The sequence below is a fragment of the Variovorax sp. HW608 genome, from assembly GCF_900090195.1.
Lineage (GTDB): Bacteria > Pseudomonadota > Gammaproteobacteria > Burkholderiales > Burkholderiaceae_C > Variovorax.
Genome location: NZ_LT607803.1, coordinates 6,982,716 through 7,007,546, shown reverse-complemented (window position 1 = coordinate 7,007,546; position 24,831 = coordinate 6,982,716). Strand labels below are relative to the sequence as shown.

Here is a 24,831-nt window from a genome sequence, read left to right as displayed (position 1 = left end):
TGCCGCGATCCGCCCGGCGGCTACGGCAGCCGGGCGCCGCGCCGGGTGTGCGCCAGCGCCAGTGCCAGCCGCGCGCCGACCGCCGCGTTGTGCTTCACTAGCGCGATGTTCGTGGCCAGGCTGCGGTCGCCTGACAGCTCCTTGATGCGCGCCAGCACGAAGGGCGTCACCGCCTTCCCCGTGATGCCCTGCGCGCTGGCCTCGGCGAGCGCCTGCCGGGTCAGCGCATCGATCTCCCCGAGCGACATTTCCGCCGACTCCGGCACCGGTGCGCTGAGCACCACGCCGCCGGTGAGGCCCAGGTCCCACTTGGTGCGGATGAAACGGGCCTGCTCGGGCGGGTCGTCCAGCCGATAGTCCGCACGAAAGCCGCTGTCGCGCGTGTAGAAGGCGGCGAAGTTGTCCTGCTCGCAACTGAGCACCGGCACGCCGTGCGTTTCCAGGTATTCGAGCGTCAGGCCGATGTCGAGGATGGACTTGGCGCCCGCGCACACCACCGCGACCGAGGTTTTCGCCAGCTCCTGCAGGTCGGCCGAGATGTCGAAGCTTTCCGGTGCGCCGCGATGTACGCCGCCGATGCCGCCGGTCACGAAGACTTCGATGCCCGCGAGCGCCGCGCAGATCATCGTGCCCGCCACCGTGGTGGCGCCGAGGCCGCCGCTGGCGAGCACGGCCGGCAGGTCGCGCCGGCTCACCTTCTGCGCCTGGCCCGAACGGCCGAGGAACTCCAGTTCTTCATCTGACAGCCCGATGCGGATGCGCCCGCGCATCACGGCGATCGTCGCAGGCTCGGCGCCGAGGCTGCGGATCGCGGCCTCCACCTCGCGCGCGGTGCGCACGTTGTCGGGGTAGGGCATGCCGTGCGCGATGATGGTCGATTCGAGCGCCACCAGCGGCCGGCCCGCGGCCTGAGCCGCCATCACGGGCGCGCTGAAGGTGAGCCAGGAGCGAGGGGAATCCGCCAGGGCCATGACGGCACTATGCCAGAGCCATGGGCCGCGATCGCGGAAAAGATGCGTGGGCGGGCTCAGGTGCGCTCGCGCAGCACCAGCGTCTGGATCGCGACGCCGACGGGGCCCTCGCCGTCGTACAGGCGCGACAGCGCCGTGCCGGTGCCGGCGCCGTCGGCCTGAGTTTCGGCGGCGACGCCGATCCATTCGCCGACCGGCTGGCGCATCAGGTGCACGCTGAGGTCGGCGTTGGAGAACAGCCAGCGCTGCGCCGGCAGCACCCAGCTCAGGCCGTTGCCGAAGTCGGCCGCGGCGCATGCGCGCATGGCCGGCGAGGTGGGCGTGTCCTGCACCATCGGCACGATGAGCCGGAACCATGCGGCCGCCGGGCCGGGCTGCGAGGGATCGCCGTGCGCCACGCGCGACTCGATCGCGCCGCGGTGGAAGTACACGCCCTCGGGCAGGCCCGGTATGCGCACCTCCCGCTCGCATTCGTGCGGCGGCGGCAGCAGTCGCGCGGGTGACCAACCCGGCAGACCGGCGGGCAGGGCGAGCGCCTGCGTGCGCAGCAGCAGCGCATGCGCGCGTGCGACCAGCGTGTCGCCGGCCAGCAGGTCGATGCCGATGCGTGTGGTCGAACGGGACGCTTGCGTGGTACAGCGCGACGTCAGCGCACCCAGCGGCACCGGCTTGACGAGCTCGACACTCAGGCGCGCGAGCTGCCAGCCCGGTTCGGTCACGCTGGTTTCGGCGATGTGCGCGAGAAGTGCCGAGGGCGCGCCGCCATGCTGCGCGCGCGGGTCCCAAGGGCCGCGCGCCAGGTCGGTGGCATGCCACGTTTCGCCTTCGCGGACGAACACGGTGGACGGTCGGCTGTCGGTCATGGTGTCTCCTGTACGCCTCTTTCATGCGGCTCCGACCGGGCTGCACAATCCGCTCCGATGGGCGCCAGGAATTCTAGAAAGAACATGAGGACCGGATGCTGAGGATCGTGAAGCGGATCGCGCTGGTGGCGGTGACGGCCGTCGTGGTGCTCGCCGGCGTGCGCATCTACGACATCCAGCGCGGGCCGCCGCTCGCGCCGTGGCACACCCACGCGCCGCACGAGCTCTCGCGCGAGGCGCTGCGCAGCGCCGACTGGGCCGCCTACCTCGCGGCCGAGAACACGGCCTTCGCGCAAGTGCGCAGCGAGGTGACCGACAAGCTGCCGTCCGAGGCGCGCATTCCGATCAACCGCTACTTCGAGGGCAGCCCGATGTATCCCGGGCACTTCAAGCAGGACTGGAACCGCTCGTACGTGCTCGAACCCGAAGGAAGGCCCAGGGGCGTCGCCGTGCTGCTGCACGGCCTGACCGATTCGCCGTACAGCCTGCGCCATGTCGCGGCGCTCTACCGCGACCATGGCTTCGTCGCCATCGGCATCCGCATGCCGGGCCATGGCACGGTGCCCGCCGGGCTCACGCAGGTGGAATGGCAGGACTGGCTCGAAGCCACGCGGCTCGCCGTGCGCGAAGCGCGCAGCCGCGTGGCCGCGCCGCTGCCGCTGCACATCGTCGGCTATTCCAACGGCGGGGCGCTGGCGATGAAGTACGCGCTCGACGCACTGGACGACAGGAGCCTCGCACGGCCCGACCGGCTCGTGCTCCTCACGCCGATGATCGGCGTCACCGAGCTGTCGCGCTTCGCGGGCCTGCTCGGCTGGCCGGCCATCTTCCCGCCCTTCGCGAAGGCGGCGTGGCTCGGGATCGTGCCGGAATTCAATCCCTTCAAGTACAACTCGTTCCCGGTGAACGGGGCGCGGCAATCGTCGCTGCTCACACGCGACCTGCAGGAGCACATCGTGCGCGAGGAGCGCGCGGGGCGGCTCGTGCAGTTGCCGCCGATCCTCGCCTTCCAGTCGCTCGCAGACGCCACCGTGAGCACCAGCGCGATCGTGACCGGGCTCTATGCGCGGCTGCCGGCCAACGGCAGCGAACTCGTGCTGTTCGACCTCAACCGCAACGCCAAGTTTGGCCCGCTGCTGCGCGATGCGAGCGATCCGCAAAGCAGCCGCCTGCTGCCGCCCGCGCCGAGGACCTTCAGGACCACGTGGATCGCCAACGGCGACTCGGAGACGCCGCGCATGGTCGAGCGCGTGACCGAGGCCGGCGCATCGGCCGAGCACACGCGGCCGCTCGCGCTCGAATATCCGCCCGATGTGTTTTCGCTCTCGCACGTCTCGCTGCCGTTTCCGGTGACGGACGCGCTGTACGGCCTGCAACCCAACGGCCAGGAGGACTTCGGCATCAGCATCGGCGCGCTCGCGGTGCGCGGCGAGAACCGCACGCTGGTGGTGGGTTTCGACATGCTGTCGAGGCTGCAGTCGAACCCCTTCTATCCGTACATCGCCGAGCGCATCGGCGAAGGCATCCCGGCGCGCTGAGTTCTCCTGGGCCTAAAGAAAAATGCCCCGCATGATCGAACATGCGGGGCATCGTGTGTTGGTGGGCCCTGAGTGACTCGAACACTCGACCTACGGATTAAGAGTCCGCTGCTCTACCAACTGAGCTAAGAGCCCCTGATTGACGACATTTGATCTGTCGTTTCAGGCAATCCAACGATTATAGCCATAAATTTGGCGGGTTTTCGCTTCAGACCCGTTCAAAGATGCACGCGATGCCCTGGCCGCCGCCGATGCACATGGTCACGAGCGCGTAGCGGCCCTGGATGCGCTCCAACTCGTACAGCGCCTTGACGGTGATGAGCGCACCGGTCGCGCCGATCGGATGGCCGAGCGAGATGCCCGAGCCGTTGGGATTCACCTTCGCGGCATCGAGGCCGAGGTCCTTCGAGACGGCGCAGGCCTGCGCGGCGAAGGCTTCATTGGCTTCGATCACGTCCATGTCCGATGCCTTGAGGCCGGCCTTCTCGAGCGCCTTGCGCGAGGCGGGCACGGGGCCGATCCCCATGTAGGCCGGGTCCACACCCGCAAAGCCGTAGGCCACGACGCGGGCCAGCGGCTTGAGGCCGCGGCGGGCGGCTTCTTCCTTCTCCATCAGCACGACTGCGGCCGCAGCGTCGTTGAGGCCCGAGGCGTTGCCCGGCGTGACCGTGCCGTTCTCCTTCAGGAAGGCGGGCTTGAGCTTGGCCATGTCCTCGATCTTGGCGTCGAAGCGCGGATGCTCGTCCGTGTCGAACTGCGACGGGCCCTTGCGGCTTTCGAGCGGCACCGGAACGATCTGCGACTTGAAGTAGCCGTTCTCGATCGCCTTCTGCGCGCGCTGGTGGCTCGCGAGCGCGGTCTGGTCCTGCTGCTCGCGGCTGATGTCCCATTTCTTGGCGACGTTCTCGGCCGTGATGCCCATGTGGATGTTCTGGAACGGGTCGTGCAGCGCGCCGATCATCATGTCGACCATCTTGGCGTCGCCCATGCGTGCGCCCCAGCGTGCGGTGAGCGAGGCAAAGGGTGCGCGGCTCATGCTCTCGGCGCCGCCGCCCACGGCCACCTTGACATCGCCGAGCTGGATGCTCTGCGCGGCCGACACGATCGCCTGCAGGCCCGATCCGCACAGGCGGTTGACGGTCAGCGCGGGCGTTTCCTGCGCGCAGCCGCCTTCGATCGCCGCCACGCGGGCCATATACATGTCGCGCGGCTCGGTGTTGATGACATGGCCGAAGACGACGTTCTCCACGTCCTTGCCATCGACCTTGGCGCGGGCGAGCGCCTCCTTGGTGACCAGTGCGGCCAGGCGCGTGGGGGGAACATCCTTCAGGCTTCCGCCGAAGGAACCGATGGCGGTGCGAACCCCGCTGACGACGACAACTTCTTTCATGACGAGTCTCCAGTGCTGACGAAACAAAATCAAAACGCACATGATGCCAGCGAGCGGTTTGTTACAGCTGACGCCGGCGTTACCATGCCCGCCCGAACCAGGAGTTGCCGATGAACGAAGCCAACACCCCCCGCCACGTGGTGATCACCGGCGCGGCCGGCGCCCTGGGCCGCGCCGTGGTGCAGCACTTTCTCGTCCAGGGCGCGCGCGTGGCGCTGATCGACCATCGCATGGACCACCTGACCGCGAGCTTCCCCGGTCTCGACAATTCGCAGCATCTCCTGGTGGAGGCCGACGTGACCTCGGTCCCGTCGATGGCCCAGGCGGCGCGGGGCATCCTCTCGGCGTTCAAGCAGGTCGATGCGCTCATCCACATCGCGGGCGGCTTCGAGATGGGCGACGCGGTGCATGCGCTCGACCGCGCCGCGTGGGACCGCATGATGAATCTCAACGCCTGGTCCTTCGTCGCAGTCACGCAGGCGCTGGTGCCCTCGATGATCGAGCGCAAGGGCGGCAGCGTGGTCGCGGTCAGCGCCAAGACGGCGTCGCGCGGGCTGGCGGCAATGTCGGCCTACATCGCGTCGAAGAGCGCGCTGCAGCGGCTCGTGGAGGCGTCCGCGGCGGAGCTGCTCGCCCATGGCATCCGCGTCAACAGCATCGCGCCGAGCGTGCTCGACACGCCGGCCAACCGCAGCGCGATGCCGAATGCCAATCCCGCCGGATGGGTCTCCACCGGCGTGGCGGCAGAGACCATCGGCTTCCTCGTCTCGCCGGCCGCGGCGGCGCTGCACGGCCAGCACCTGACGCTCGACGCCTGAGCCGCCGGGCCGCCCCAAGGCGAATACCGCGGCGCTGCTGCGCGGTGGTTGCCCAATGAGCCTTCGCGGCCTCTGACGGGGCCGCCGCCTGCGCTTGCACCAAGGTGCAAGCGGCTTCTCACCTTGGGACAAGTGCGTTCCGCGCGCGGCTTGGCGCATGCTACAAGGCCCTGCGACGACCGCGGCCGCCGATGAGCCGTGCCCGCATCCATCGATCGCCCTGAATGCCCGAGGTATCCGGCCCGAACGAGGAGGAGATGGCGATGGCTCACGTGATCACCGGACCCGACACGCAGGTCAGGCTCAGCGACGACTACGTGCGGCTGGTCGCCCGCGATGCCTTCTTCTGGGCCTGGCCGATCGTCAACGTGTGCAGCCGGCGCAGCGCCTTTGCGCGGCTGCCGCACCAGAGGCTGCTCGGCGGCGTGCTGCCGGTCGGACCGGCGAACACGCTCACCATGCTCACCGACTACGTCTCGCCCAGCCAGCGGGCGGTGGCGTGCCCGGACCCCGACGTGGTGACCGGGCAGGCGATCGTCGCGCTCGACCTGTCGCCGGTGGTGGTGCAGGTGCCGGACTTCGGCAACCGCTTCTGGATCATCCAGGTGCTGGATTCGCGCACCGACAGCTTCGCCGAGCTCGGCCGCATGTACGGCACGCCGCCCGGCTTCTACCTGCTCGCGGGGCCGAACTGGGTGGGCGCGGTGCCCAAGGGCATCCAGAAGGTCTTCGTCTCGCAGACCAGCACCGGCGTGGTGATCCCGCGCGTCTTCCGCGAGGACACGCCCGAAGACCTGCAGGCGGTGCAGGCCGTCATCAACCAGATCGGCCTCTATCCCGTGGACGCCTTCGACGGCCGGATGAAGTTCATGGACTGGCGGCAGGTGCCGGTGGGTCCCGCCACGCCGGAAGCCGACGCCGGCGGCGGCGAAACGCGCTGGGTGCGCCTTGAGAAGTTCCTCGACACGCTCCCCGTCGCGCTCGCCGATGCGCGGCCCTTGCCCGGCGAGTCGGCGCGCTATGCGCAGGTGCTCGCGGTCGTGGATGCGGCGCGCAGGGAGCCGCGGCTCAGGGCGGTCTTCAACGAAGCGGTTGCCGCGGCGGAGCGCGAGCTGATCGAGCCGCTCTTCCAGTTCCACAACTTCGGCCGGCCGCTGGCGCACCACTGGTCGACCATCGCGAACGGCGCGTGCTTCGGCACCGACTACTTCACGCGCACCGCGGTGGCGAAGTCGAACATCTTCGTCAACAAGCAGAACGAGACGAAGTCCTTCTACCAGGACCTCGACGCGAGCGGCAACCGGCTCAACAGCGCGCACCGCTACACGCTGACCCTCGCGCCGGGGCAGGTGCCGCCGGTGCGGGGCTTCTGGTCGCTGTCGCTCTACGACCGGCACCATTTCTTCGCGCCGAACGCGCTGTCGCGCTTCTCGATCGGCCCCAAGAGCCGGACGCTGCAATACCACGCGGACGGCTCGCTCACGATCCTCGTGCAGGCCGCAACGCCGGGCGATGCGCACGCGGGCAACTGGCTGCCCGCACCGGCCGATGGCGCCGGCGATTTCTCGCTCTACATCCGCCTCTACTGGCCCGGGCAGTCGGCGCTCGAGGGCCGCTGGACGCCGCCCGCGGTGATCAGACTGTAGAGGCGCCTTTACCGGCCGCCGGGGCCGCCACCGCCACCGGGGCCGCCACCGCCACCGGGACCGCCACCGCCACCGGGGCCACCGCCACCGGGGCCGCCACCGCCACCGGGGCCGCCACCGCCACCGGGGCCGCCACCGCCACCGGGGCCGCCGCCGCCACCGGGGCCGCCACCGCCACCGGGGCCGCCACCGCCACCGGGACCGCCGCCACCGCCGGGACCGCCGCCACCGCCGGGACCGCCACCGCCACCGGGACCGCCACCGCCACCGGGACCGCCACCGCCACCGGGACCGCCACCACCGGGACCGCCGCCACCACCGGGACCGCCGCCACCACCGGGACCGCCGCCACCACCGGGACCGCCGCCACCACCGGCACCGCCGCCGGCGCCCGCACCAGCACCAGCACCAGCACCAGCACCAGCACCAGCACCAGCACCACCGCCAGCGCCCGCACCAGCACCGCCGCCAGCACCAGCACCGCCGCCAGCACCAGCACCAGCACCACCGCCGGCTCCTGCACCGGCACCACCGGCGCCGCCATCACCCACAGCGCCCATCGCAGGATCTGCCGCGGCGCGTGCCGTGATGGTGGTTCGCGTGGTCGGATTCGCGCGCGAAGGCGTTCCGGACGCGGTCTTCGACGGCGAATCGGTCGAGGACGAAATGGCGGGGGATTCGATGCGGACGACCGTCTGGGGTCGCGACGTCGTGGCGGGCGGGGTCACCGGGGCCACCGGAACCGTCAGGGGAAGCGCCGTCGCGGTTCGCATCGGCTGATCCGAAGGTTGTCGCATCGTGGGCGAGGGCACCGCCTTGTGCTCGGCAACAGGCGCCGCTCGCGCGACCTTGGCCGGCTTCGCGATGTTCGTGGGCCTCGAAGGGCCCGGCGCGGTCGCCGCGGCTGTTTCGACCGGCGCTTCAAGCTTGGCCGGCGGCTGAAGTCGCAGCGCCTCGAGGGCGTCGGGTGCCTGTGCGTCCGAATGCGCCAGGTCCGCCGGGCTCGTCGCGAGCGACGGGGGCGCCTTCGCGTCGTTCGTGGCGGAGGGGGCCATCGGCGCTTCGGCCGCAGGCGCCTCGGGCGTCCGGATCGCTTGCGTCTCGGCAGCCGGCTGCGGCGTGGGTGTCTCCACGGTCGGCGTGGCGGGTTGGCCGGTGGCCTGCGCCACGGGACTCGGGGGCGGCGGCGTCCGGGGCGCGTTGCTGCGCATCATCAACTCGACCGTGCGGTCCACCGGATTGAGCGTCAGCAGGCTGGTGGTCGCGATCGCCGTCACCACGACCAGCGCCGCCCACCGTACCGCACGGATGGTTCGGAGCTTTCGCCGGACTTTGGTCGTCGTGAGCGCGGGGAGGGTGCGCGTCGAGGTCGCGACGGTCAACGGCCATGCCGCCATGGCGGCGGGTGCGATGACCGGCTGCTGGGTCACGATCCTGGGCCGCTCCCGCAATGTGGGCAGCGGCGCGTCTTGCGAATCGTCGAACGCATAGGAGGCGGGCGTCAGAATGCCGGAGAACTTGCCTGCGCAGCCGCGGCAGTACTTCGCGCGATCGAGGTTCGCCGTATGACACGAGCTGCAATACTTGGTCATGGCATGACCCGCGCGAAGTTGCGATCTGAGATGGAGGATTAACTTTGTTACGCTGCATCGGCGCGCGAACGCGTTCTGTCAGACGGGAACTGAAGCCGGTGTACGAGTTGGAGGAAGCTGGCGGCGCGACCGCGGGCCGCAAAAGAAAACGCCCCAGGCCGTGAGGCATGAGGCGTCGATTCGGAAAACTGGAAAGTTGGTGGAGAGGAGGAGGATCGAACTCCCGACCTCCGCATTGCGAACGCGGCGCTCTCCCAGCTGAGCTACCCCCCCAACGCAACTGGAATTCTAACCGGATCCCGAAGCCCCTTGCGGCCAGAGGCATGCCAAGATGCGCGCCTTTTCACGACGAACGACAGGAGACCGAGAACCATGCCCTCGTACGATCCCGCCTGGCTGGACCGCATGTACAACAACCGGTTGCTCGTGCCCGAGCATGCGGCGTATTTCGAGCGATGGGCGGCCGAGTCGGCCCTGCTTCGCGATTCGCTGCCCGCGCACATCGATCTGCGCTACGGCGAGGGGCCGAACGAGACGCTCGACGTATTCCCCGCTGCCGAGCCGGGAGCGCCCGTGCTGGTCTTCATCCACGGCGGCTATTGGCGGGCGATGGACAAGAGCGAGCATTCCTTCGTCGCCCGGCCGTTCCATGAGCGGGGCGTGTGCGTGGTGATGCCCAATTACGCGCTGTGCCCCGGCACGCTCGAGCGGCCGATAGGGATCGCTGACATCGCGCTGCAGATGGCCCATGCGCTCGAATGGACCTGGCGCAACATCGCGGCGTACGGCGGCGACCCGTCGCGCATCACGGTGGCCGGACACTCGGCCGGAGGCCATCTCGCGGCGATGCTCCTGGGCTGCGACTGGCAGGCCGTCGCGCCCGACCTGCCGGCCGACCTCGTGCGCAACGCGCTGTCGATTTCGGGGCTTCACGATCTGCGGCCGATCCAGCACACGCCATTCCTCGCGCCTGCACTGAACCTGACGGATGCGGATTCGCTGCGGCTCAGTCCCGCGCTGTGGCCGGCGCCCGAGCGCGGCAAGCTCTATTCGGTTGCAGGGGGTGTCGAGAGTGCCGAATTCCTGCGCCAGAACGAGCTCATTCGCGATGCCTGGGGCGCTGGTGTGGTCCCGGTCTGCGAGGCGCTGCCGGGGCTCCATCATTTCAGCGTGCTGGAGACGCTGGCCGATCCGGCGCAGCGCCTGCACGCGCTGGCCATGGATCTGCTCGAGGCTTGAGAGCCAGCCTCGCGGGCGTCACATCAGCAGGTGTTCGCCCGCGTTGTCGCCGCCCAAGGTGACGTAGTTGACCTTGCGGATGTCCAGCAGCTTGCGGCCGCCCGCGTAGCTGATGGAGCTCTGGATGTCCTGCTCCATCTCGATCAGCGTATCGGCCAGCCTGCCCTTGACCGGCTCCAGGATGCGCTTGCCTTCGACGTGGCGGTATTCGCCCTTGTTGAAGTCGCTGGCCGAGCCGTAGTACTCCTTGAAGAGTTCGCCGTCGACTTCCACGGTCTTGCCGGGCGATTCCTCGTGGCCCGCGAAGAGCGAGCCGATCATCACCATCGAGGCGCCGAAGCGGATGCTCTTGGCGATGTCGCCATGGTCGCGGATACCGCCGTCGGCAATGATCGGCTTGGTCGCCACGCGCGCGCACCACTTGAGCGCCGAGAGCTGCCAGCCGCCGGTGCCGAAACCGGTCTTGAGCCGGGTGATGCACACCTTGCCCGGGCCGATGCCGACCTTGGTCGCGTCGGCGCCCCAGTTCTCGAGATCGATCACTGCTTCGGGCGTGCCGACATTGCCCGCGATCACGAAGGCCTTCGGCAGCTTCTTCTTGAGGTAGCCGATCATCTTCTTCACCGTGTCGGCATGGCCGTGCGCGATGTCGATGGTCACGTATTCGGGCGTCATGCCGGCGGCGGCGAGCTTGTCGACCGTCTCGTAGTCGGGCTTCTTCACGCCGAGCGAAATCGATGCGAACACGCCCTTCGCATGCATGTCCTTGACGAACTGGAAGTTGTCCAGGTCGAAGCGGTGCATCACGTAGAAGTAGCCGTTCTGCGCCAGCCAGGTGCAGATCGACTCGTCCACCACGGTCTTCATGTTGGCGGGCACCGTCGGAATGCGGAAGCTGCGGCCGCCCAGGGTGACGCTGGCGTCGCACTCCGCGCGGCTTTCCACCACGCACTTGCGCGGCAGCAGAAGGATGTTCTCGTAGTCGAAGATTTGCATGAGTTCCAAGCTCCTTGAAAAGGCTCGCTGCCGAAGGATTTCGGTGGCGATCGGGCGCTTGGCTTGGTGACCGGATCTGCGGGTGCGGCGTGGTGGCGGCACCGGGCCCTGCTTGCGCAGGCACAAAAAACCGGACCTCAAGAAACTTGGGCCCGGTGACTGATTCTACCCGCAGAACTGAGATCGCCCCCATGCGCCTTCGGCGCTCCGCCTCTCCGGGGGCGCACCCAGCGGCCCGGCAAAGCGGCTCCCCGGGTGCCCTGGGCTGGGTCTTCCTACAATTGATGGATGTTCACCGACCTCGCGGCTCCTGCAGATTCGCCGCTGCTTGAAAATCTCAATCCGGAGCAGCGCGCGGCTGTCACGCTGCCGGCCGGAAACGCGCTGATCCTCGCGGGTGCCGGATCGGGCAAGACCCGCGTGCTCACCACCCGCATCGCCTGGCTGCTGCAGACCGGCCAGGTCTCGCCGGGCGGCATCCTCGCCGTCACCTTCACCAACAAGGCGGCCAAGGAAATGATGACGCGCCTTGGCGCAATGCTGCCGGTCAACGTGCGCGGCATGTGGATCGGCACCTTCCACGGCCTGTGCAACCGCTTCCTGCGCGCGCACTGGAAGCTGGCCGGCCTGCCTTCGACCTTCCAGATCCTCGACACCCAGGACCAGCTCTCGGCCATCAAGCGGCTGATGAAGCAGTTCAACGTCGATGACGAGCGCTTCCCGGCCAAGCAGACCCAATGGTTCATCGCCGGCGCCAAGGAAGACGGCCTGCGCCCGCGCGACATCGAGGTGCGCAGCGACGACGACCGCAAGAAGGTCGAGCTCTACCAGCTCTACGAAGAGCAGTGCCAGCGCGAAGGCGTGGTCGATTTCGGCGAGCTGATGCTGCGCAGCTACGAGTTGCTGCGCGACAACGACCCGGTGCGCGAGCATTACCAGCGGCGCTTCCGCCACATCCTGATCGACGAGTTCCAGGACACCAACCGCCTGCAATACGCCTGGATCAAGATGCTGGCCGGCAACACCGCCGACGGCCGCTTCGTGCCGGGCGACAACAGCGTGGTCGCGGTCGGCGACGATGACCAGAGCATCTACGCCTTTCGCGGCGCGCGGGTCGGCAACATGGCCGACTTCGTGCGCGAGTTCGAGGTCTCGCACCAGATCAAGCTGGAGCAGAACTACCGCAGCTACAGCAACATCCTCGATTCGGCCAACGAGCTGATCAGCCACAACAAGAAGCGCCTCGGCAAGAACCTGCGCACCGACCAGGGCCCCGGCGAGCCGGTGCGCGTCTACGAGTCGACCAGCGATTTCGCCGAAGCGCAATGGGTGGTCGAGGAAATGCGCCAGCTCGTGCGCGACGGCATCGAGCGCAAGGAAATGGCCGTGCTCTACCGCAGCAATGCGCAGAGCCGGGTGCTCGAAACCGCGCTCTTCAATGCCGCGGTGCCGTACCGCGTCTACGGCGGATTGCGCTTCTTCGAGCGCGCCGAAATCAAGCACGCGCTGGCCTACCTGCGGCTGCTGGAGAACAAGGACGACGACACCAGCTTCCTGCGCATCGTGAACTTCCCGCCGCGCGGCATCGGCGCGCGCAGCATCGAAGTGCTGCAGGACGCCGCCCGCGCGGCCGGCCGCTCGCTCCACGACGCGGTCAGCGCGGTCGGTGGCAAGGCGGGCGGCAACCTCTCGGCCTTCGTCGCCAGGATCGATGTGCTGCGCGAGCAGACGCAGGGCATGTCGCTGCGCGAGATCATCGAGCTGGTGCTCGACCACAGCGGCCTCATCGAGCACTACAAGGCCGACCGCGAAGGCGCGGACCGCATCGAGAACCTGGAGGAACTGGTCAACGCGGCCGAGAGCTTCGTCACGCAGGAAGGCTTTGGCCGCGATGCGGTTGCGCTGCCGGTGGACGAGCTGCGCCAGTCGCCTGCGAGCCAGGGGCTCGACCCGAACCAGCCGGTGCTCGACGAGCCGCTCGCGCCCGACGCCGAAACCGGCGAAACGCTCAGCCCGCTCGCGGCCTTCCTGACCCACGCCGCGCTCGAATCGGGCGACAACCAAGCGCAGGCCGGCCAGGACGCGGTCCAGCTCATGACCGTGCATGCCGCCAAGGGCCTGGAGTTCGACTGCGTGTTCATCACCGGCCTGGAGGAGGGCCTGTTCCCGCACGAGAACTCGATGAGCGACTACGAGAGCCTCGAGGAAGAGCGCCGCCTGATGTACGTCGCCATCACGCGCGCGCGCAAGCGCCTGTACCTGAGCCATTCGCAGACGCGCCTGCTGCACGGCCAGACGCGCTACAACGTCAAGAGCCGCTTCTTCGACGAACTGCCCGAAGGCGCGCTCAAGTGGCTCACGCCCAGGAACCAGGGCTTCGCGCCTTCGGCCTTCGGCTATGGCGGCGGCTATGCGACCACGCGCGGTGGATCGGGCGGCTACGGCAAGGAGGTCTTCGCGAGCCCGCCGGTGCCGCCGCAGAAGGCCGCGCCTTCACACGGCCTGCGCTCGGGCATGCAGGTGTTCCACAACAAGTTCGGCGAAGGCACCGTGACGGCACTCGAAGGCTCGGGCGACGACGCGCGTGCGCAGGTGAACTTCCCGCGCCATGGGGTCAAGTGGCTCGCGCTCAGCGTGGCCAAGCTGACGCCGGTGACCTGAGCCGGCGCCATGGAGGGCCGCGGCGCCGGCGCGCTGGCCCTCAGGTCTCGACCAGCGGCGCCTTCTGCCGACGCGCGCCGAACCTGAACACATAGACCCCGCTCAGGAACGCCACCCAGACGCTCGCCGAGATCACCCCGACGTTCCAGAACTCGGCGTCGAAGGCCATCGTGACGAGCACCGCGACGAGCAGGAAGATCCCGAGGTACTGGAGCCAGGGAAACCACGGCGCATGCACCGCGGACGGTGCCTTGCCGCTCTTCTCCCAGTTCCTGCGGAACGACAGGTGGCTCAGCAGGATCATGAGCCAGACCAGGATGCCGCCGCCGAGCGCGACGCCGAACAGGTAGCCGTAGGCCACCGGGCTGAACATGCTGGTCAGCACCGCGATGCCGACACCGATGCTCGAGACCCCGATCGCCGCGACCGGCGCGCCGCTCGCGCTCAGCGTGCCGATGGGCGCCGGTGCAAGCCCGGCGCGTGCGAGCGAAAACAGCATGCGCGAGCACAGGTAGAGGTTGGCGTTCATGCTCGAGAGCGCCGCGCTGATCAGCACCACGTTCATGGCCGCGGCGGCGTACTTGAAGTCGAAGAAGGTGAAGACCTTCACGAAGGGGCTGTGGGCGACCTCCTTGGCGCCGGTCTCGGGCCAGGGCACGATCGCCAGCATGATGCCGAGCGAGAGCACGTAGAAGAGCACGAGGCGCGCGATCATGGTGCGCATGGCGCGCGGCACGGCCTTGGCCGGGTCGGCGGCCTCGCCGGCCGTGACGGCGATGATCTCGATGCCGTAGAACGAGAAGATGGCGATCAAGACGCCCATCCAGACGCCCCGGAAGCCGTGCGGAAGAAAGCCGTCGTGCGCCGTGTAGTGGCCGAAGCCCACGGCCGGGCGGCCGATGCCGAAGACCACGGCCAGCCCGAAGACGATGAAGGCGCAGATCGCGAAGATCTTGATCGTCGACAGCCAGTACTCGAGGCTGCCGAAGGTCGAGGCCGAGCGCGCGTTGGCATAGATGATCGCGGCGCCGAAGCCCGTGGTCCACATCCATACCGGGATGTCCGGGAACCAGAAGCGCATGTAGAGGCCGATCGCCACCGCCTCGCCGCCGATCGCGATCGACTGCGCGGCCCAGTAGGTGAAGCGCACGACGAAGCCGGCCCAGCGGTTCAGGTAGAGCTCGGCATAGGTGCCGAAGGAGCCGGCCGTCGGGTGGGCCACGGCCATCTCCGAGAGGCTGTACATCATGACCACGGCGATCAGCGCGGCGATCAGGTAGCTCAGCAGCACGCCGGGTCCTGCATAGCCGATCGCGATGCCGCTGCCCATGAAGAGCCCGGTGCCGATGGCGCCGCCGAGCCCGATCATCGTGAGCTGGCGCTGGGTCAGTGTGCGGGCCAGGCCTTGCTCTCGGTCCGTGATCTTCTTGTCGTCATCCATTGTTGTCTCCCTTGTCGATCGTGGTCAGCCCGGTGCACCGTGGTGCCGGGCCGGTTTCAGGCCGGCAGCCGCGCCGGCAGCGTGACCTCCAGCAGTTCGAGCCCGGGCGCGGGACTCACGCGGTAGTCGGCGCCCGCGGGCAGCACGCAGCTGTCGCCGGCGTGCAGCGCGTGCTGGCCGAGCACGGTGCTGCCCAACTCACATTGCCCTGCGAGCACGAACAGGAACAGGAATTCGCCCTGGTGCGCGCTGGGCGCGCCGAGCGCCTCGGCGTCCGCGGCCGCGGCCGCGTTCACGGGTCCCGTCGCAGGCCGCAGCACGCACACCCCGCCGAGCCCTTCGGTGGCCGCGGCGATGCCGGTGTCGCGGGCCTCGAAGCCCGGCAGCCGCGAGGGCCCCCAGGCGGCGGTGGCCGCGACGTGGCGCACGAACTTCTGCGACTGGTAGCTGCGCTCGGGCAGCCAGGCGCCGGTCGGCAGGCGCATCGTGGGGTCGCCGTGGGTCTCGTGGATCGCGGGGCAGCCGATCTCCACGACCTCGGCGCCGGCCGACGATTCGAGCACCCGGTGGCGGATCTCGGGCGGCTGCAGCACGCAGTCACCCGCCTCGAGCACGAAGGGATCGCCCTGGTCCTCGTAGACCAGCCGGACCCAGCCGGCCTTGCAGAAGATCACCTGGAACCGGACCCGGTGGTAGTGCACGTAGTCCGGCACCATGCCGCCCTGTGGAAGCAGGATGTGCGAGGCCACGAAGCGGCCGTTGAGGCGCGAAGGGATCAGGTCCCGGTACAGCATGCCCGCGCGGCCGACGCCCCAGCTCTCGGGTCCCGCGAGGCGGGTCAGCACGAATTCCTGGACCGCCGGCGGAACATGGACCGGCGCGTGGGCGTCGACCAGGTCGACCACCATGCCGTCCGGACCGGAGAGGCGCGAGGGCGTGCCGGCCGGCAGCAGCGCGGGCGTGCAGAGCAGCCGCAGATGCGCCGCGCCCGGCGCCGGCTCGGCCGCCATTTCGAGGCGCACGGTGCAGCCGTGGCCGCTCAGCACGGCGATGGTGGGCGCGTCCGAGGGCATGATCAGCCGGACCTTGAAGCCGAGCCGGCTGGTCAGGAAGTCGATGGAGTCATCGAGTTTCTTGCAGCAGAGGACGACCTGGGCCGCTTCGATGGCGCCGGCGAGGGAATGGGTGGAAGGCATTGACGTGATGTCTCGTGAAGGTTGAAGGTTGCGAGGCCCCTGATCCAGGGCAAAGCGGGGCCTCTGATCTAATGCTAGGGAGGGCCCGTCGCTGGCCGTGTTAGCTGCTTGACGCCGGATGCGCTTCGGTCCTAGTGAAAACCCGCACCCTGTTCCTGAGCCTGGATCCTTCCCGCCATGTCGTTGTCGGTCGTTCCTGAAGAGCCTCCGGTCTCGGCCTGGCTGACCGCACTCGATTTCGACTGGGACGAGATCACGCGCGGCTACCGGCGGCAGGCGATCGCGAACGACGCGCTGGTGTTCAGCCAGGGCTGGGAGCTGGATTCGGTCTACGTGGTGCAGTCGGGCCGCCTGAGGCTGACCGCCGACTCGGTCGACGGCCGCAAGCACCATCTGATGTTCATCGGCCCGAGTGGCCTGGCCGGCGATTGCGGCCTGTTCCTCGAGGGCCGGCGCTACCTGGTGTCGGCCGAAGCGGCGACCGACGCAGTGGTCTGCGCGGTCCCGGCCGCTTCCTTCATGAACGCGCTGCAGCAGTCGCCGGCCCTGATGCGCCAGTTCGCGGCTTTGTCGGCGCTGCGCTTTCGCATCATGCTGCAGCACCATTCGCTCCTGGGCGCCAACTCGGCGAGGCGCCGGGTCTGCCATCACCTGCTCGGCCTGATGGGCAGCTATGGCGTCGCGCATCCCGCCGGAACCCTGATCGAGATGGCGTTCACGAAGCAGGAGATGGGCGACCTGTGCGCCCTCTCGCGCGTCAGCGTGTCGCAGATCCTGACCCAGCTCGCGCAGGACGGCGTGGTCGCCGAGGAAGGCCGGCTGCTCGTGGTGCGCGCGGCGGACCGGCTGGTGGAACTGGCGCGGACCTAGGACCCGGGGGCGCTAATCGCCCTGGAAGCTATCGCGGAAGGTGAACCAGGTGCTGGTGAAGAACATCGCCGCCATCACGAGCGCACCGCCGATCATCACGGCGCCGCCCGCCGCCGAAGCGCCGGCGCCGACCCCCATCGCGCCAACGGCGACCAGCAGCGTCGCCAGCAGGCTCAGCACGATGCCGGCGCCGATGAAGACGCCGGCCCAGACGAGGCCGAACACGGTCAGCGCGCCGAAATTCCTGAAGCAGGCGACGAAGCTGAAGAACAGGCTCTTGGCCGGCGGCACGCGGTGCCAGTGCACCAGCGCGGGCGCGTGCCAGAAGGCCAGCGACAGCGGCAGGTACAGCGCCATCGCGATCCACAGTGCGACCTGGAACTCGGTGGTCTCGGCCATTTCGCGCGTCAGTTGCCCGCCCAGCAGGTAGACACGCGCGAACTGGCCGCCATCGGCGAGCGCGGAAATCGCCATGACCGCGAGGAACAGCGCCGCGTACATGGCGCCCAGCACCGCCATGGGTCGCACGTCGGCGCGCACCGCATGGATCGCCGCCAGGAACACTGCGCCGGCGGCCGGCTTCTCGGGGCCGGCGGCCTGTGCGGTCGCGGCCATGAGGCCGAGCGTCATGGTCGGCAGCAGCATCAGCGCAAGCGCGGCGCCGATCAGCGGCAACTGCGACGCCAGCGACACCATCGTCATGAAGAAGAAGAACAGCGAGATGAAGGCCAGCGGCTGTCGCGCGAAGGCCTGAAGCCCGGTGCGGACCCATAGCACGCCGGTGCGTGCCGGAACGAGGTTGAGTTTCATCGGCTCGGCTCAGGCTGCCAGCGGCTCGGCGCCGCCGTTGAACTCGAAGCTCGCGTGGGCGCGTTCGCGCAACACCCGCTCGAAATGGCCGGGGTCATGGGGCTTGAGCATGCTGGCTTCGCGCGGCAGGTAGAAGTCCCACAGGCGCGAGATCCAGAAGCGCAGCGCCGCCGCGCGCAGCATGGCCGGCAGCATCGCGCGCTCGGCGCCGGTCAGCGGGCGCACCGAGTCGTAGGCGGCCAGCAGCGCATCGGCGCGGGGGGCGTCGTGGTGGCCGGTCTTGAGATCGATGGCCCAGTCGTTCAGGCACACGGCCAGGTCGAACAGCCAGGTGTCGGTACCGGCGAAATAGAAGTCGAAGACGCCCGTGAGCCTTGGCGCCTCGGCGCTGGCATGGGTGTCGAACATCGCGTTGTCGCGGAACAGGTCGGCGTGCACCGGGCCGCGCGGCAGGGCCGCGTAGGTCGACGATTCGGCGATGTGGTTCTGGTAGGCGAGTTCGCTGCGCAGCAGGGCGGCCTGCGGGGCTTCCAGGTAGGGCAGCACGACCGGCGTGGTGTCGTTCCACCAGTGCAGGCCGCGCAGGTTGGGCTGGATGCGCGGGAAATCACGCGCCGCGATGTGCATGCGCGCGAGCAGGCGGCCGAGTTCGGCGCAGTGGCGCGCGGTGGGCGCCAGCTCGCTCTTGCCCTGCAGGCGCTGGACGATCGCGGCCGGCTTGCCGGCCACCGTCAGCAGCAGCTCGCAGGGGGCGTTCGCGGGGATCGACAGCGCGTGGCCGTCCGGTGGCGCCACCTCGGGGTCGGCCACCGGCGCGGGCACCGGCAGGCCGCGGGCCGCGAGGTGCTTCATGAGGCAAAGGTAGTAAGGGAGCTGCTCGGCGCCGAGGCGCTCGAACAGCGTCAGCACGAACTCGCCCGATGCCGTGGTCGCGAAGTAGTTGGTGTTCTCGATCCCGCCCTCGATGCCGCGAAGTTCGCGAAGGGGGCCGAGTCCCAGGCGCTGGACCAGCGCGTCGGCTTCGTCGAATCCGACTTCCGTGAAAACCGCCACCGTGCGCTCAGAACTTGAAGACGTTCCACCAGACGCGCGAACCGCTGTCGCTGGCGCTCGAATCCGCCTGGCCTTCGTTGCGCGAGCGCTCGCCGTTGGGCATGACCTGGTAGGCCGGCGCGTTGGATTTGGGCTGCACGGTGATGTTCTGCGTCTGGCCGCCGACGCGAAGTTCGTCGATCTTGTTGCGGCTGTCCTCGATGTGGATGCGCTCGATCTTCTGGTTGCGGCGACCGGCTTCCTTGTCCTGTTCGGGCTGCTGCTGGGCCGGGCGGGCCGACGACTCCGCAGGCGGAGGATTCTGGGCCTGGACGGCCGCGAACGGCGCGGTGCAGCCCAGCAGCACGGCAGCCAGCCGAGCGCGGGGGACGAGAAGACGGGTGAACGACATGGCACGATTGTAGGTCCGCGATTGCATCAGGGATACCCGCAAGTGCGCTTGCGGACACACCTTGCGGATGCCTTGCGCCGGCACGGCAAAATGCCCCGATGACCGACAAGAAAACGCTGCTGCTCGTCGACGGATCGAGCTACCTCTACCGCGCCTTCCATGCGATGCCCGACCTGCGCGCCGTCCCCGGCGACAGCAGCAGTCCGGCCACCGGCGCGATCCGGGGAATGATCAACATGATGACCGCCCTGCGCCGCGAGGTGCGGGCCGACTACGCCGCCTGCGTGTTCGACGCGCCCGGCAGGACCTTCCGCGACGATTGGTATCCCCAGTACAAGGCCAACCGCTCGCCGATGCCGGACGACCTGCGCAGCCAGATCGGGCCGATCCATGAAGTCGTGAAACTGCTGGGCTGGCCGGTGCTGTGCGTGCCCGACGTCGAGGCCGACGACGTCATCGGCACGCTCGCGCGCACCGCGGCGAACCAGCGCATCGAGGTCATTGTCTCCAGCGGCGACAAGGACCTGAGCCAGCTCGTCGACGAGCACGTCACGATCATCGACACCATGAACGGCAAGAAGCGCGACGTCGCCGGCGTCACCGCCGAGTTCGGCGTGCCGCCCAGCCTGATGATCGACTACCAGACGCTGGTGGGCGATGCGGTCGACAACGTGCCGGGCGTCGAGAAGGTCGGCCCCAAGACGGCGGCCAAGTGGCTGAGCGAATACGGCTCGCTCGACGGCCTCATCGCGCGTGCCGGAGAGGTCAAGGGCCAGGCCGGCGAGAACCTGCGCAAGGTGCTCGACTGGCTGCCGCAAGGCCGGCGGCTCGTGACCATCCGCACCGACTGCGACCTCGACGGCCACGTGGCCGGCCTGCCCGCGCTGGACGGGATCGCGATCCGTCCCCAGCAGATCGACGAGCTCAAGGTCTTCTACGAGCGCTTCGGATTCAAGACCCTGGTGAAGACGCTCGAAGCGCACGAGGCGCCGCCCGAGCTCATCGAGGAAGGCGGGAAGCGCAATGCGCCGCAAGGCGGCACCGGACTGTTCGACCAGCCCGGCTTCGAAGCGGTCGAGCAGGCATCCAACCTCGCCTACGACACGATCCTCGACTGGGAGATGTTCGACAGGTGGCTCGCGAAGCTGCAGTCGGCGGACCTCGTCGCGCTGGACACCGAGACCAATTCGCTCGACGAGATGGTGGCCGAGATCGTCGGCATCAGCTTCAGCGTGACGCCCGGCGAGGCGGCCTACGTTCCGGTCGGCCACAACTACCCCGACGCGCCCGCGCAGCTGCCGCGGGGCGAAGTGCTGGCGCGCCTCACGCCGTGGCTGGAAGACGGCACGAGGAAGAAGCTCGGCCAGCACATCAAGTACGACCGCCATGTGTTCGCCAACCACGGCATCGAAGTGCAGGGCTACGCACACGACACGATGCTGCAGAGCTACGTGCTCGAAGTGCACAAGCCGCACGGGCTCGCGAGCCTGGCCGAGCGGCACCTCGGCCGCACGGGCATCGACTACGAGGATCTGTGCGGCAAGGGGTCGCACCAGATTCCGTTCAGCCAGGTCTCGATCGAGAAGGCGGCCGAATATGCCTGCGAGGACTCGGACCAGACGCTGGACGTGCATCGCACACTCTGGCCCAGGCTGGAGGCCGACGAGAAGCTGCGCTTCATCTACGAGCTCGAGATCGAGACCAGCGAGACACTCTTTCGCGTCGAACGCAACGGCGTGCTCATCGATGCGCCCACGCTGGCTTCGCAGAGCAACGAACTCGGCAGGCGCATCATGGCGCTGGAGCAGGAGGCCTATGGCCTCGCGGGCCAGCCCTTCAACCTCGGTTCGCCCAAGCAGATCGGCGAGGTGTTCTTCACCAAGCTGGGCCTGCCGGTGGTCAAGAAAACGCCGAGCGGCGCGCCGAGCACCGACGAGGAAGTGCTCGAGAAGCTGGCCGAGGATTTCCCGCTGCCCGCCAAGATCCTGGAGCACCGCGGGCTCTCGAAGCTCAAGGGCACCTACACCGACAAGCTCGGCCTCCTGGCGCATCCCAGAAGCGGGCGGGTGCACACCCACTATGCGCAGGCGGTCGCGGTGACCGGGCGGTTGTCGAGCAACGACCCGAACCTGCAGAACATCCCGATCCGCACGGCAGAAGGCCGCCGCGTGCGCGAAGCCTTCGTGGCGCCGGCGGGCAGCGTGATCGCGAGTTCCGACTATTCGCAGATCGAGCTGCGGATCATGGCGCACATCAGCGGCGACGAATCGCTGCTGCGTGCCTTCACCGAGGGCATCGACGTGCACCGCGCGACCGCCGGCGAGGTGTTCGGCGTGGCAGTGGACCAGGTGTCGAGCGAGCAGCGCCGTTACGCGAAGGTGATCAACTTCGGACTCATCTATGGCATGAGCAGCTTCGGCCTCGCGCGCAACCTGGGCATCGACAACAAGGCCGCGGCCTCCTACATCGAACGCTACTTCGCGCGCTATCCCGGCGTGAAGGCGTACATGGACGAGACCAAGGCGCGCGCCAGGGAGATCGGCTACGTGGAGACGGTGTTCGGCCGGCGCCTGTACCTGCCCGAGATCAAGTCGCCCAACGGCCCGCGTCGCGGCGCGGCCGAGCGCGCGGCCATCAACGCGCCGATGCAGGGCACCGCGGCCGACCTCATCAAGCTCAGCATGGTGAAGGTGCAGGAAGTGCTCGACGCCGAGAAGCGCGGCACGAAGATGATCATGCAGGTGCACGACGAACTGGTGTTCGAGGTGCCGGAGAGCGAAGTCGAATGGGTCCGCACCGAGATCCCGCGGCTCATGGCGAGCGTGGCGGATCTGAAGGTGCCGCTGCTGGCCGAGATCGGCTTTGGTCCCAACTGGGACAAGGCGCATTGATAACGATTTTTCTTGGAGACGATGAACTGAATGACTGCTGTTGCCTTTGCCCGTAAAGCCTTTTTGTTGACCGCGCTGGGCGCCGCATGCGCATGCGCATTGGCCGCCCCCGACGAGCGCCTGGCCGCGCTGGCCGCCAAGGAAAAACCGGCGCTGCTCGAAACCCTGAAGGAATTCGTCTCGATCGAATCCGGCAGCCGCGATCTCGAAGGGCTCGACAAGATGGCCAACCTCGTCGCCTCGAAGTTCAAGGCGCTCGGCGGTCAGGTGGAACTGATCGATGTGTCCGAAGGCGCATACCGCATGGAAGACACGCCGGAGAAGATCGGCAAGGTGGTGCGCGCGACGTTCAAGGGCACGGGCACGAAGAAGATCATGCTGATCGCCCACATGGACACGGTCTACCAGATCGGCATGTCGAAGCAGCAGCCGTTCCGCATCGATGGCGACAAGGCCTACGGCCTCGGCATTGCGGACGACAAGCAGGGTGTCGCGGTGATCGCGCACACGGTCGCGATGCTGAAGGCGATGGACTTCAAGGACTACGGCCTGCTCACCGTGCTGATCAACGGCGACGAGGAGATCAGCTCGCCCGGCGCCCGCACGCTGATCACCAAACTCGGGGGCGAGCACGACGTCGTGATGTCCTTCGAGGGCTCGTCGGCGCGCGACGACAAGCTGTCGCTCGCGACGGCGGGCATCGCGTCGGTCACGCTCAATGTCACGGGCAAGGCCTCGCACGCGGGTTCGATGCCGGAGGCGGGCGTGAATGCGCTCTACGAGCTGTCGCACCAGATCCTGCAGATGCGCGACCTGTCGGACCCGTCGACCGGGCTCAAGCTCAACTGGACGGTATCGCGCGCCGGCACCAATCGCAACGTGATTCCGGCGACCGCGGTTGCCGCTGCGGACGTGCGCGTGCTGAAGGTGAGCGACTACGACCGCATCGAGCAGCAGGTGATGGAGCGGGTGAAGAACCAGCTCATCCCGCAGGCGAAGGTCGAGGTGAAGTTCGAGCGCCGCCGTCCGCCGCTGGAGGCGACCGATGCATCGCGCGCGCTGGCCGCGCATGCGCAGCAGATCTACAAGGAGCTCGGCAAGACGCTCGGCGCCGACGACAAGGTTGCGGGTGGCGGCACCGATGCGGCTTTCGCGGCGCTGAAGACCAAGGCGGCGGTGGTCGAGCGCTTCGGCCTGCAGGGCTTCGGCGCGCATTCGATGGATGCGGAGTACGTGCTGATCGATTCGATCCCGCCGCGGCTGTACCTGGCGACGCAGCTCATCATGGACGTGTCGCGCAACAAGGTCGGCCAGACCGCACCCTGAGCGCGATGCGTCTGCGGCACATCGAGGTCTTCAACGCGATCATGCTCACGGGGAGCGTGAGCGCGGCGGCGCGCCTGATCAACATCACGCAGCCGGCGGTGAGCCGGACCTTGCAGCATTCGGAGATCCAGCTCGGCTTTTCGTTGTTCCAGCGCGCCAAGGGGCGGCTCGCGCCGACCACGGAGGCGCTGGCGCTGTATCCGCATATCGAGCGGCTGTTCGCGCAGCTCGACGAGGTGCAGCGGCTGGCGGCGAGTCTGCGCGCGGGGACCGATGCGGGCGAGCTGCGCATCCTCGCGGTGCTGGCGTTGAGCTACGAGGTGCTGCCGCGCGCGCTCAAGCGCTTTCGCGAGAAGCATCCGGGGGTGGCGGTGACGGTCGAATCGCTGCACTCGCCGCAAATCATGTCGGCGCTGCTGCTGCAGGAGGCGGACGTGGGTTTCGCGTTCAGTCCGGCGGTGCATCCCTCGTTGACGCAGGAGACCTTGGCGGACAGCCGCATGACCTGCATCGCGCCGAAGGGGATGCTGCCGCGGGCGCTGCTGCGCAATGGCTCCGTGGCTTTGCACGACCTGGTCAAGCTGCCGGTGATCGGGCTCGACAGCCGCGATCCCGTGGGGACGAGCCTGAGCCAGGCCTGCCGGCAGGCGGGGATCGGGTTCCAGGCGGTCGTGACGGTGCAGACCTATCACGCGGCGCTGGCGATGGCGCACCACGGGCTCGGTATCGCGCTCGTCGATGGCTGCACGGCGAAGTCGGCGGATCGGGAGAAGGTGGACGTGCTGGTGCTGGAGCCGCTCATTCCGGTGCCGATTCGGGCGCTTCGGTTTGCGGGGCGGCCGGATTCCGTGGCTGTGCGCAGCATTACCCGGTTCATGCGGGAAGCGATTGAGGAGATGGGTTCTTCCGCTTAGGGTGCGGTGCGGCTTTGCGGCTTTGCGGGTGGCGGTGGCGGGCGGTGTGCCCTTGGGCGGCCGACGTCACCGGCCGCTTCGCGGCTGCCCTGCGCTGCTCGCGGTACGCGGGGTCTCGCTCAAACTCGCTTCGCTCAAACAGTCGCGAGCCCTGATCCGCGTACCGCTGCGCTGCTCGGCGGTGCCTCAACGGCCGCCCAAGGGCACACCGCCCGCCACCGCGGA

21 protein-coding genes and 2 tRNA genes are annotated in these 24,831 nt (G+C 68.5%); 11 read left to right on the top strand and 12 right to left on the bottom strand.

Translation table 11 applies throughout. The features are described from left to right. Positions 1-20: 20 nt before the first annotated feature. Together VAR608DRAFT_RS33210 and VAR608DRAFT_RS33205 are read right to left on the bottom strand one after the other, a co-directional pair. Positions 21-971, bottom strand: coding sequence for a pseudouridine-5'-phosphate glycosidase (locus VAR608DRAFT_RS33210; RefSeq protein WP_088957930.1), 951 nt, complete (start codon positions 969-971; stop codon positions 21-23). Positions 972-1,027: 56 nt separating this feature from the next. Continuing rightward, a complete protein-coding gene (locus tag VAR608DRAFT_RS33205; RefSeq protein ID WP_088957929.1) occupies positions 1,028-1,834 on the bottom strand; it encodes a thioesterase family protein in 807 nt (268 codons plus the stop codon). Positions 1,835-1,929: 95 nt separating this feature from the next. On the opposite strand from VAR608DRAFT_RS33205, the gene VAR608DRAFT_RS33200 reads away from it, so the two are divergent. Further along, on the top strand, positions 1,930-3,372 hold the full coding sequence (locus tag VAR608DRAFT_RS33200; protein WP_088957928.1) for an alpha/beta hydrolase: 1,443 nt from the start codon (positions 1,930-1,932) through the stop codon (positions 3,370-3,372). Positions 3,373-3,431: 59 nt separating this feature from the next. Here VAR608DRAFT_RS33200 and VAR608DRAFT_RS33195 read toward each other — a convergent pair. After that, a tRNA-Lys gene (locus VAR608DRAFT_RS33195) sits at positions 3,432-3,507 on the bottom strand. A gap of 73 nt (positions 3,508-3,580) precedes the next feature. Continuing rightward, a complete protein-coding gene (gene bktB, locus VAR608DRAFT_RS33190) occupies positions 3,581-4,762 on the bottom strand; it encodes a beta-ketothiolase BktB (RefSeq protein WP_443082904.1) in 1,182 nt (393 codons plus the stop codon). A gap of 110 nt (positions 4,763-4,872) precedes the next feature. On the opposite strand from bktB, the gene VAR608DRAFT_RS33185 reads away from it, so the two are divergent. Both VAR608DRAFT_RS33185 and VAR608DRAFT_RS33180 read left to right on the top strand, forming a co-directional pair. Further along, complete coding sequence (locus VAR608DRAFT_RS33185; protein WP_088957926.1) at positions 4,873-5,580, top strand: SDR family NAD(P)-dependent oxidoreductase; 708 nt, start codon at positions 4,873-4,875, stop codon at positions 5,578-5,580. Positions 5,581-5,804: 224 nt separating this feature from the next. After that, positions 5,805-7,226: a DUF1254 domain-containing protein gene (locus VAR608DRAFT_RS33180; RefSeq protein ID WP_197700439.1), complete on the top strand. Its 1,422-nt coding sequence runs from the start codon at positions 5,805-5,807 to the stop codon at positions 7,224-7,226. Here the strand turns inward: VAR608DRAFT_RS33180 and VAR608DRAFT_RS33175 are convergent. Next, entirely contained in the window at positions 7,216-7,770 is a 555-nt protein-coding gene (locus tag VAR608DRAFT_RS33175; RefSeq protein ID WP_157731184.1) for a hypothetical protein, read from the bottom strand. The two genes, VAR608DRAFT_RS33180 and VAR608DRAFT_RS33175, sit on opposite strands and share 11 nt — an antisense overlap. A gap of 41 nt (positions 7,771-7,811) precedes the next feature. Between VAR608DRAFT_RS33175 and VAR608DRAFT_RS37345 the strand changes: the two genes are divergently transcribed. Together VAR608DRAFT_RS37345 and VAR608DRAFT_RS37340 are read left to right on the top strand one after the other, a co-directional pair. Continuing rightward, positions 7,812-8,006, top strand: a complete 195-nt coding sequence (locus VAR608DRAFT_RS37345; RefSeq protein WP_157731183.1) for a hypothetical protein — start codon at positions 7,812-7,814, stop codon at positions 8,004-8,006. A gap of 258 nt (positions 8,007-8,264) precedes the next feature. Continuing rightward, positions 8,265-8,717: a hypothetical protein gene (locus VAR608DRAFT_RS37340; RefSeq protein ID WP_157731182.1), complete on the top strand. Its 453-nt coding sequence runs from the start codon at positions 8,265-8,267 to the stop codon at positions 8,715-8,717. Positions 8,718-9,015: 298 nt separating this feature from the next. Here the strand turns inward: VAR608DRAFT_RS37340 and VAR608DRAFT_RS33170 are convergent. After that, positions 9,016-9,091, bottom strand: a tRNA-Ala gene (locus VAR608DRAFT_RS33170). 99 nt (positions 9,092-9,190) lie between these two features. Between VAR608DRAFT_RS33170 and VAR608DRAFT_RS33165 the strand changes: the two genes are divergently transcribed. Beyond that, positions 9,191-10,057, top strand: a complete 867-nt coding sequence (locus VAR608DRAFT_RS33165) for an alpha/beta hydrolase (protein ID WP_088957925.1) — start codon at positions 9,191-9,193, stop codon at positions 10,055-10,057. A gap of 18 nt (positions 10,058-10,075) precedes the next feature. Here the strand turns inward: VAR608DRAFT_RS33165 and VAR608DRAFT_RS33160 are convergent, their stop codons facing one another. Next, positions 10,076-11,053 (bottom strand): GMP reductase, encoded by a 978-nt coding sequence (locus tag VAR608DRAFT_RS33160; protein ID WP_088957924.1) that lies wholly within the window; start codon positions 11,051-11,053, stop codon positions 10,076-10,078. Positions 11,054-11,341: 288 nt separating this feature from the next. On the opposite strand from VAR608DRAFT_RS33160, the gene VAR608DRAFT_RS33155 reads away from it, so the two are divergent. Further along, positions 11,342-13,714, top strand: a complete 2,373-nt coding sequence (locus tag VAR608DRAFT_RS33155) for a UvrD-helicase domain-containing protein (RefSeq protein ID WP_088957923.1) — start codon at positions 11,342-11,344, stop codon at positions 13,712-13,714. 40 nt (positions 13,715-13,754) lie between these two features. On the opposite strand, the gene VAR608DRAFT_RS33150 is transcribed toward VAR608DRAFT_RS33155, so the two are convergent. Together VAR608DRAFT_RS33150 and VAR608DRAFT_RS33145 are read right to left on the bottom strand one after the other, a co-directional pair. Beyond that, positions 13,755-15,155: an amino acid permease gene (locus tag VAR608DRAFT_RS33150; RefSeq protein ID WP_088957922.1), complete on the bottom strand. Its 1,401-nt coding sequence runs from the start codon at positions 15,153-15,155 to the stop codon at positions 13,755-13,757. 56 nt (positions 15,156-15,211) lie between these two features. Then, the gene (locus VAR608DRAFT_RS33145) at positions 15,212-16,351 is read right to left on the bottom strand and encodes a cupin (protein ID WP_088957921.1); all 1,140 of its coding nucleotides are present in this window, start codon (positions 16,349-16,351) and stop codon (positions 15,212-15,214) included. A 177-nt stretch (positions 16,352-16,528) separates the two neighbouring features. Between VAR608DRAFT_RS33145 and VAR608DRAFT_RS33140 the strand changes: the two genes are divergently transcribed. Further along, complete coding sequence (locus VAR608DRAFT_RS33140; RefSeq protein WP_088957920.1) at positions 16,529-17,221, top strand: Crp/Fnr family transcriptional regulator; 693 nt, start codon at positions 16,529-16,531, stop codon at positions 17,219-17,221. 12 nt (positions 17,222-17,233) lie between these two features. On the opposite strand, the gene VAR608DRAFT_RS33135 is transcribed toward VAR608DRAFT_RS33140, so the two are convergent. The 3 genes from VAR608DRAFT_RS33135 to VAR608DRAFT_RS33125 are packed head-to-tail and all read right to left on the bottom strand — an operon-like array spanning position 17,234 to position 19,475. Further along, positions 17,234-18,031, bottom strand: a complete 798-nt coding sequence (locus tag VAR608DRAFT_RS33135) for a BPSS1780 family membrane protein (protein WP_088957919.1) — start codon at positions 18,029-18,031, stop codon at positions 17,234-17,236. Positions 18,032-18,040: 9 nt separating this feature from the next. Continuing rightward, the gene (locus VAR608DRAFT_RS33130; RefSeq protein WP_088957918.1) at positions 18,041-19,084 is read right to left on the bottom strand and encodes a homoserine kinase; all 1,044 of its coding nucleotides are present in this window, start codon (positions 19,082-19,084) and stop codon (positions 18,041-18,043) included. Between the two features lie 7 nt (positions 19,085-19,091). Then, positions 19,092-19,475: a hypothetical protein gene (locus VAR608DRAFT_RS33125; protein WP_231973050.1), complete on the bottom strand. Its 384-nt coding sequence runs from the start codon at positions 19,473-19,475 to the stop codon at positions 19,092-19,094. Between the two features lie 98 nt (positions 19,476-19,573). Between VAR608DRAFT_RS33125 and polA the strand changes: the two genes are divergently transcribed. From polA to VAR608DRAFT_RS33110, 3 genes are read left to right on the top strand one after another with little or no spacing between them, the layout of a single operon-like run. Continuing rightward, positions 19,574-22,366, top strand: a complete 2,793-nt coding sequence (polA, locus tag VAR608DRAFT_RS33120) for a DNA polymerase I (protein ID WP_088957917.1) — start codon at positions 19,574-19,576, stop codon at positions 22,364-22,366. A 30-nt stretch (positions 22,367-22,396) separates the two neighbouring features. Continuing rightward, positions 22,397-23,692 (top strand): M20/M25/M40 family metallo-hydrolase, encoded by a 1,296-nt coding sequence (locus VAR608DRAFT_RS33115; protein WP_088957916.1) that lies wholly within the window; start codon positions 22,397-22,399, stop codon positions 23,690-23,692. 5 nt (positions 23,693-23,697) lie between these two features. Beyond that, entirely contained in the window at positions 23,698-24,606 is a 909-nt protein-coding gene (locus VAR608DRAFT_RS33110; RefSeq protein WP_088957915.1) for a LysR family transcriptional regulator, read from the top strand. The last annotated feature ends 225 nt before the right edge of the window (positions 24,607-24,831 follow it).

Excerpts from the sequence above, each read along its gene's own strand:
- VAR608DRAFT_RS33155 (WP_088957923.1), top strand. The coding sequence starts at position 11,342 with ATGTTCACCGACCTCGCGGCTCCTGCAGATTCGCCGCTGCTTGAAAAT.
- VAR608DRAFT_RS33140 (WP_088957920.1), top strand. The coding sequence starts at position 16,529 with ATGTCGTTGTCGGTCGTTCCTGAAGAGCCTCCGGTCTCGGCCTGGCTG.
- VAR608DRAFT_RS33110 (WP_088957915.1), top strand. The coding sequence starts at position 23,698 with ATGCGTCTGCGGCACATCGAGGTCTTCAACGCGATCATGCTCACGGGG.
- VAR608DRAFT_RS33150 (WP_088957922.1), bottom strand. The coding sequence starts at position 15,155 with ATGGATGACGACAAGAAGATCACGGACCGAGAGCAAGGCCTGGCCCGC.
- VAR608DRAFT_RS33145 (WP_088957921.1), bottom strand. The coding sequence starts at position 16,351 with ATGCCTTCCACCCATTCCCTCGCCGGCGCCATCGAAGCGGCCCAGGTC.
- VAR608DRAFT_RS33210 (WP_088957930.1), bottom strand. The coding sequence starts at position 971 with ATGGCCCTGGCGGATTCCCCTCGCTCCTGGCTCACCTTCAGCGCGCCC.
- VAR608DRAFT_RS33160 (WP_088957924.1), bottom strand. The coding sequence starts at position 11,053 with ATGCAAATCTTCGACTACGAGAACATCCTTCTGCTGCCGCGCAAGTGC.
- VAR608DRAFT_RS33185 (WP_088957926.1), top strand. The coding sequence starts at position 4,873 with ATGAACGAAGCCAACACCCCCCGCCACGTGGTGATCACCGGCGCGGCC.
- polA (WP_088957917.1), top strand. The coding sequence starts at position 19,574 with ATGACCGACAAGAAAACGCTGCTGCTCGTCGACGGATCGAGCTACCTC.
- VAR608DRAFT_RS33165 (WP_088957925.1), top strand. The coding sequence starts at position 9,191 with ATGCCCTCGTACGATCCCGCCTGGCTGGACCGCATGTACAACAACCGG.
- VAR608DRAFT_RS33205 (WP_088957929.1), bottom strand. The coding sequence starts at position 1,834 with ATGACCGACAGCCGACCGTCCACCGTGTTCGTCCGCGAAGGCGAAACG.
- VAR608DRAFT_RS33180 (WP_197700439.1), top strand. The coding sequence starts at position 5,805 with ATGCCCGAGGTATCCGGCCCGAACGAGGAGGAGATGGCGATGGCTCAC.
- VAR608DRAFT_RS33200 (WP_088957928.1), top strand. The coding sequence starts at position 1,930 with ATGCTGAGGATCGTGAAGCGGATCGCGCTGGTGGCGGTGACGGCCGTC.
- VAR608DRAFT_RS33115 (WP_088957916.1), top strand. The coding sequence starts at position 22,397 with ATGACTGCTGTTGCCTTTGCCCGTAAAGCCTTTTTGTTGACCGCGCTG.
- VAR608DRAFT_RS33175 (WP_157731184.1), bottom strand. The coding sequence starts at position 7,770 with ATGGCGGCGCCGGTGGTGCCGGTGCAGGAGCCGGCGGTGGTGCTGGTG.
- VAR608DRAFT_RS33135 (WP_088957919.1), bottom strand. The coding sequence starts at position 18,031 with ATGAAACTCAACCTCGTTCCGGCACGCACCGGCGTGCTATGGGTCCGC.
- VAR608DRAFT_RS33125 (WP_231973050.1), bottom strand. The coding sequence starts at position 19,475 with ATGTCGTTCACCCGTCTTCTCGTCCCCCGCGCTCGGCTGGCTGCCGTG.
- bktB (WP_443082904.1), bottom strand. The coding sequence starts at position 4,762 with ATGAAAGAAGTTGTCGTCGTCAGCGGGGTTCGCACCGCCATCGGTTCC.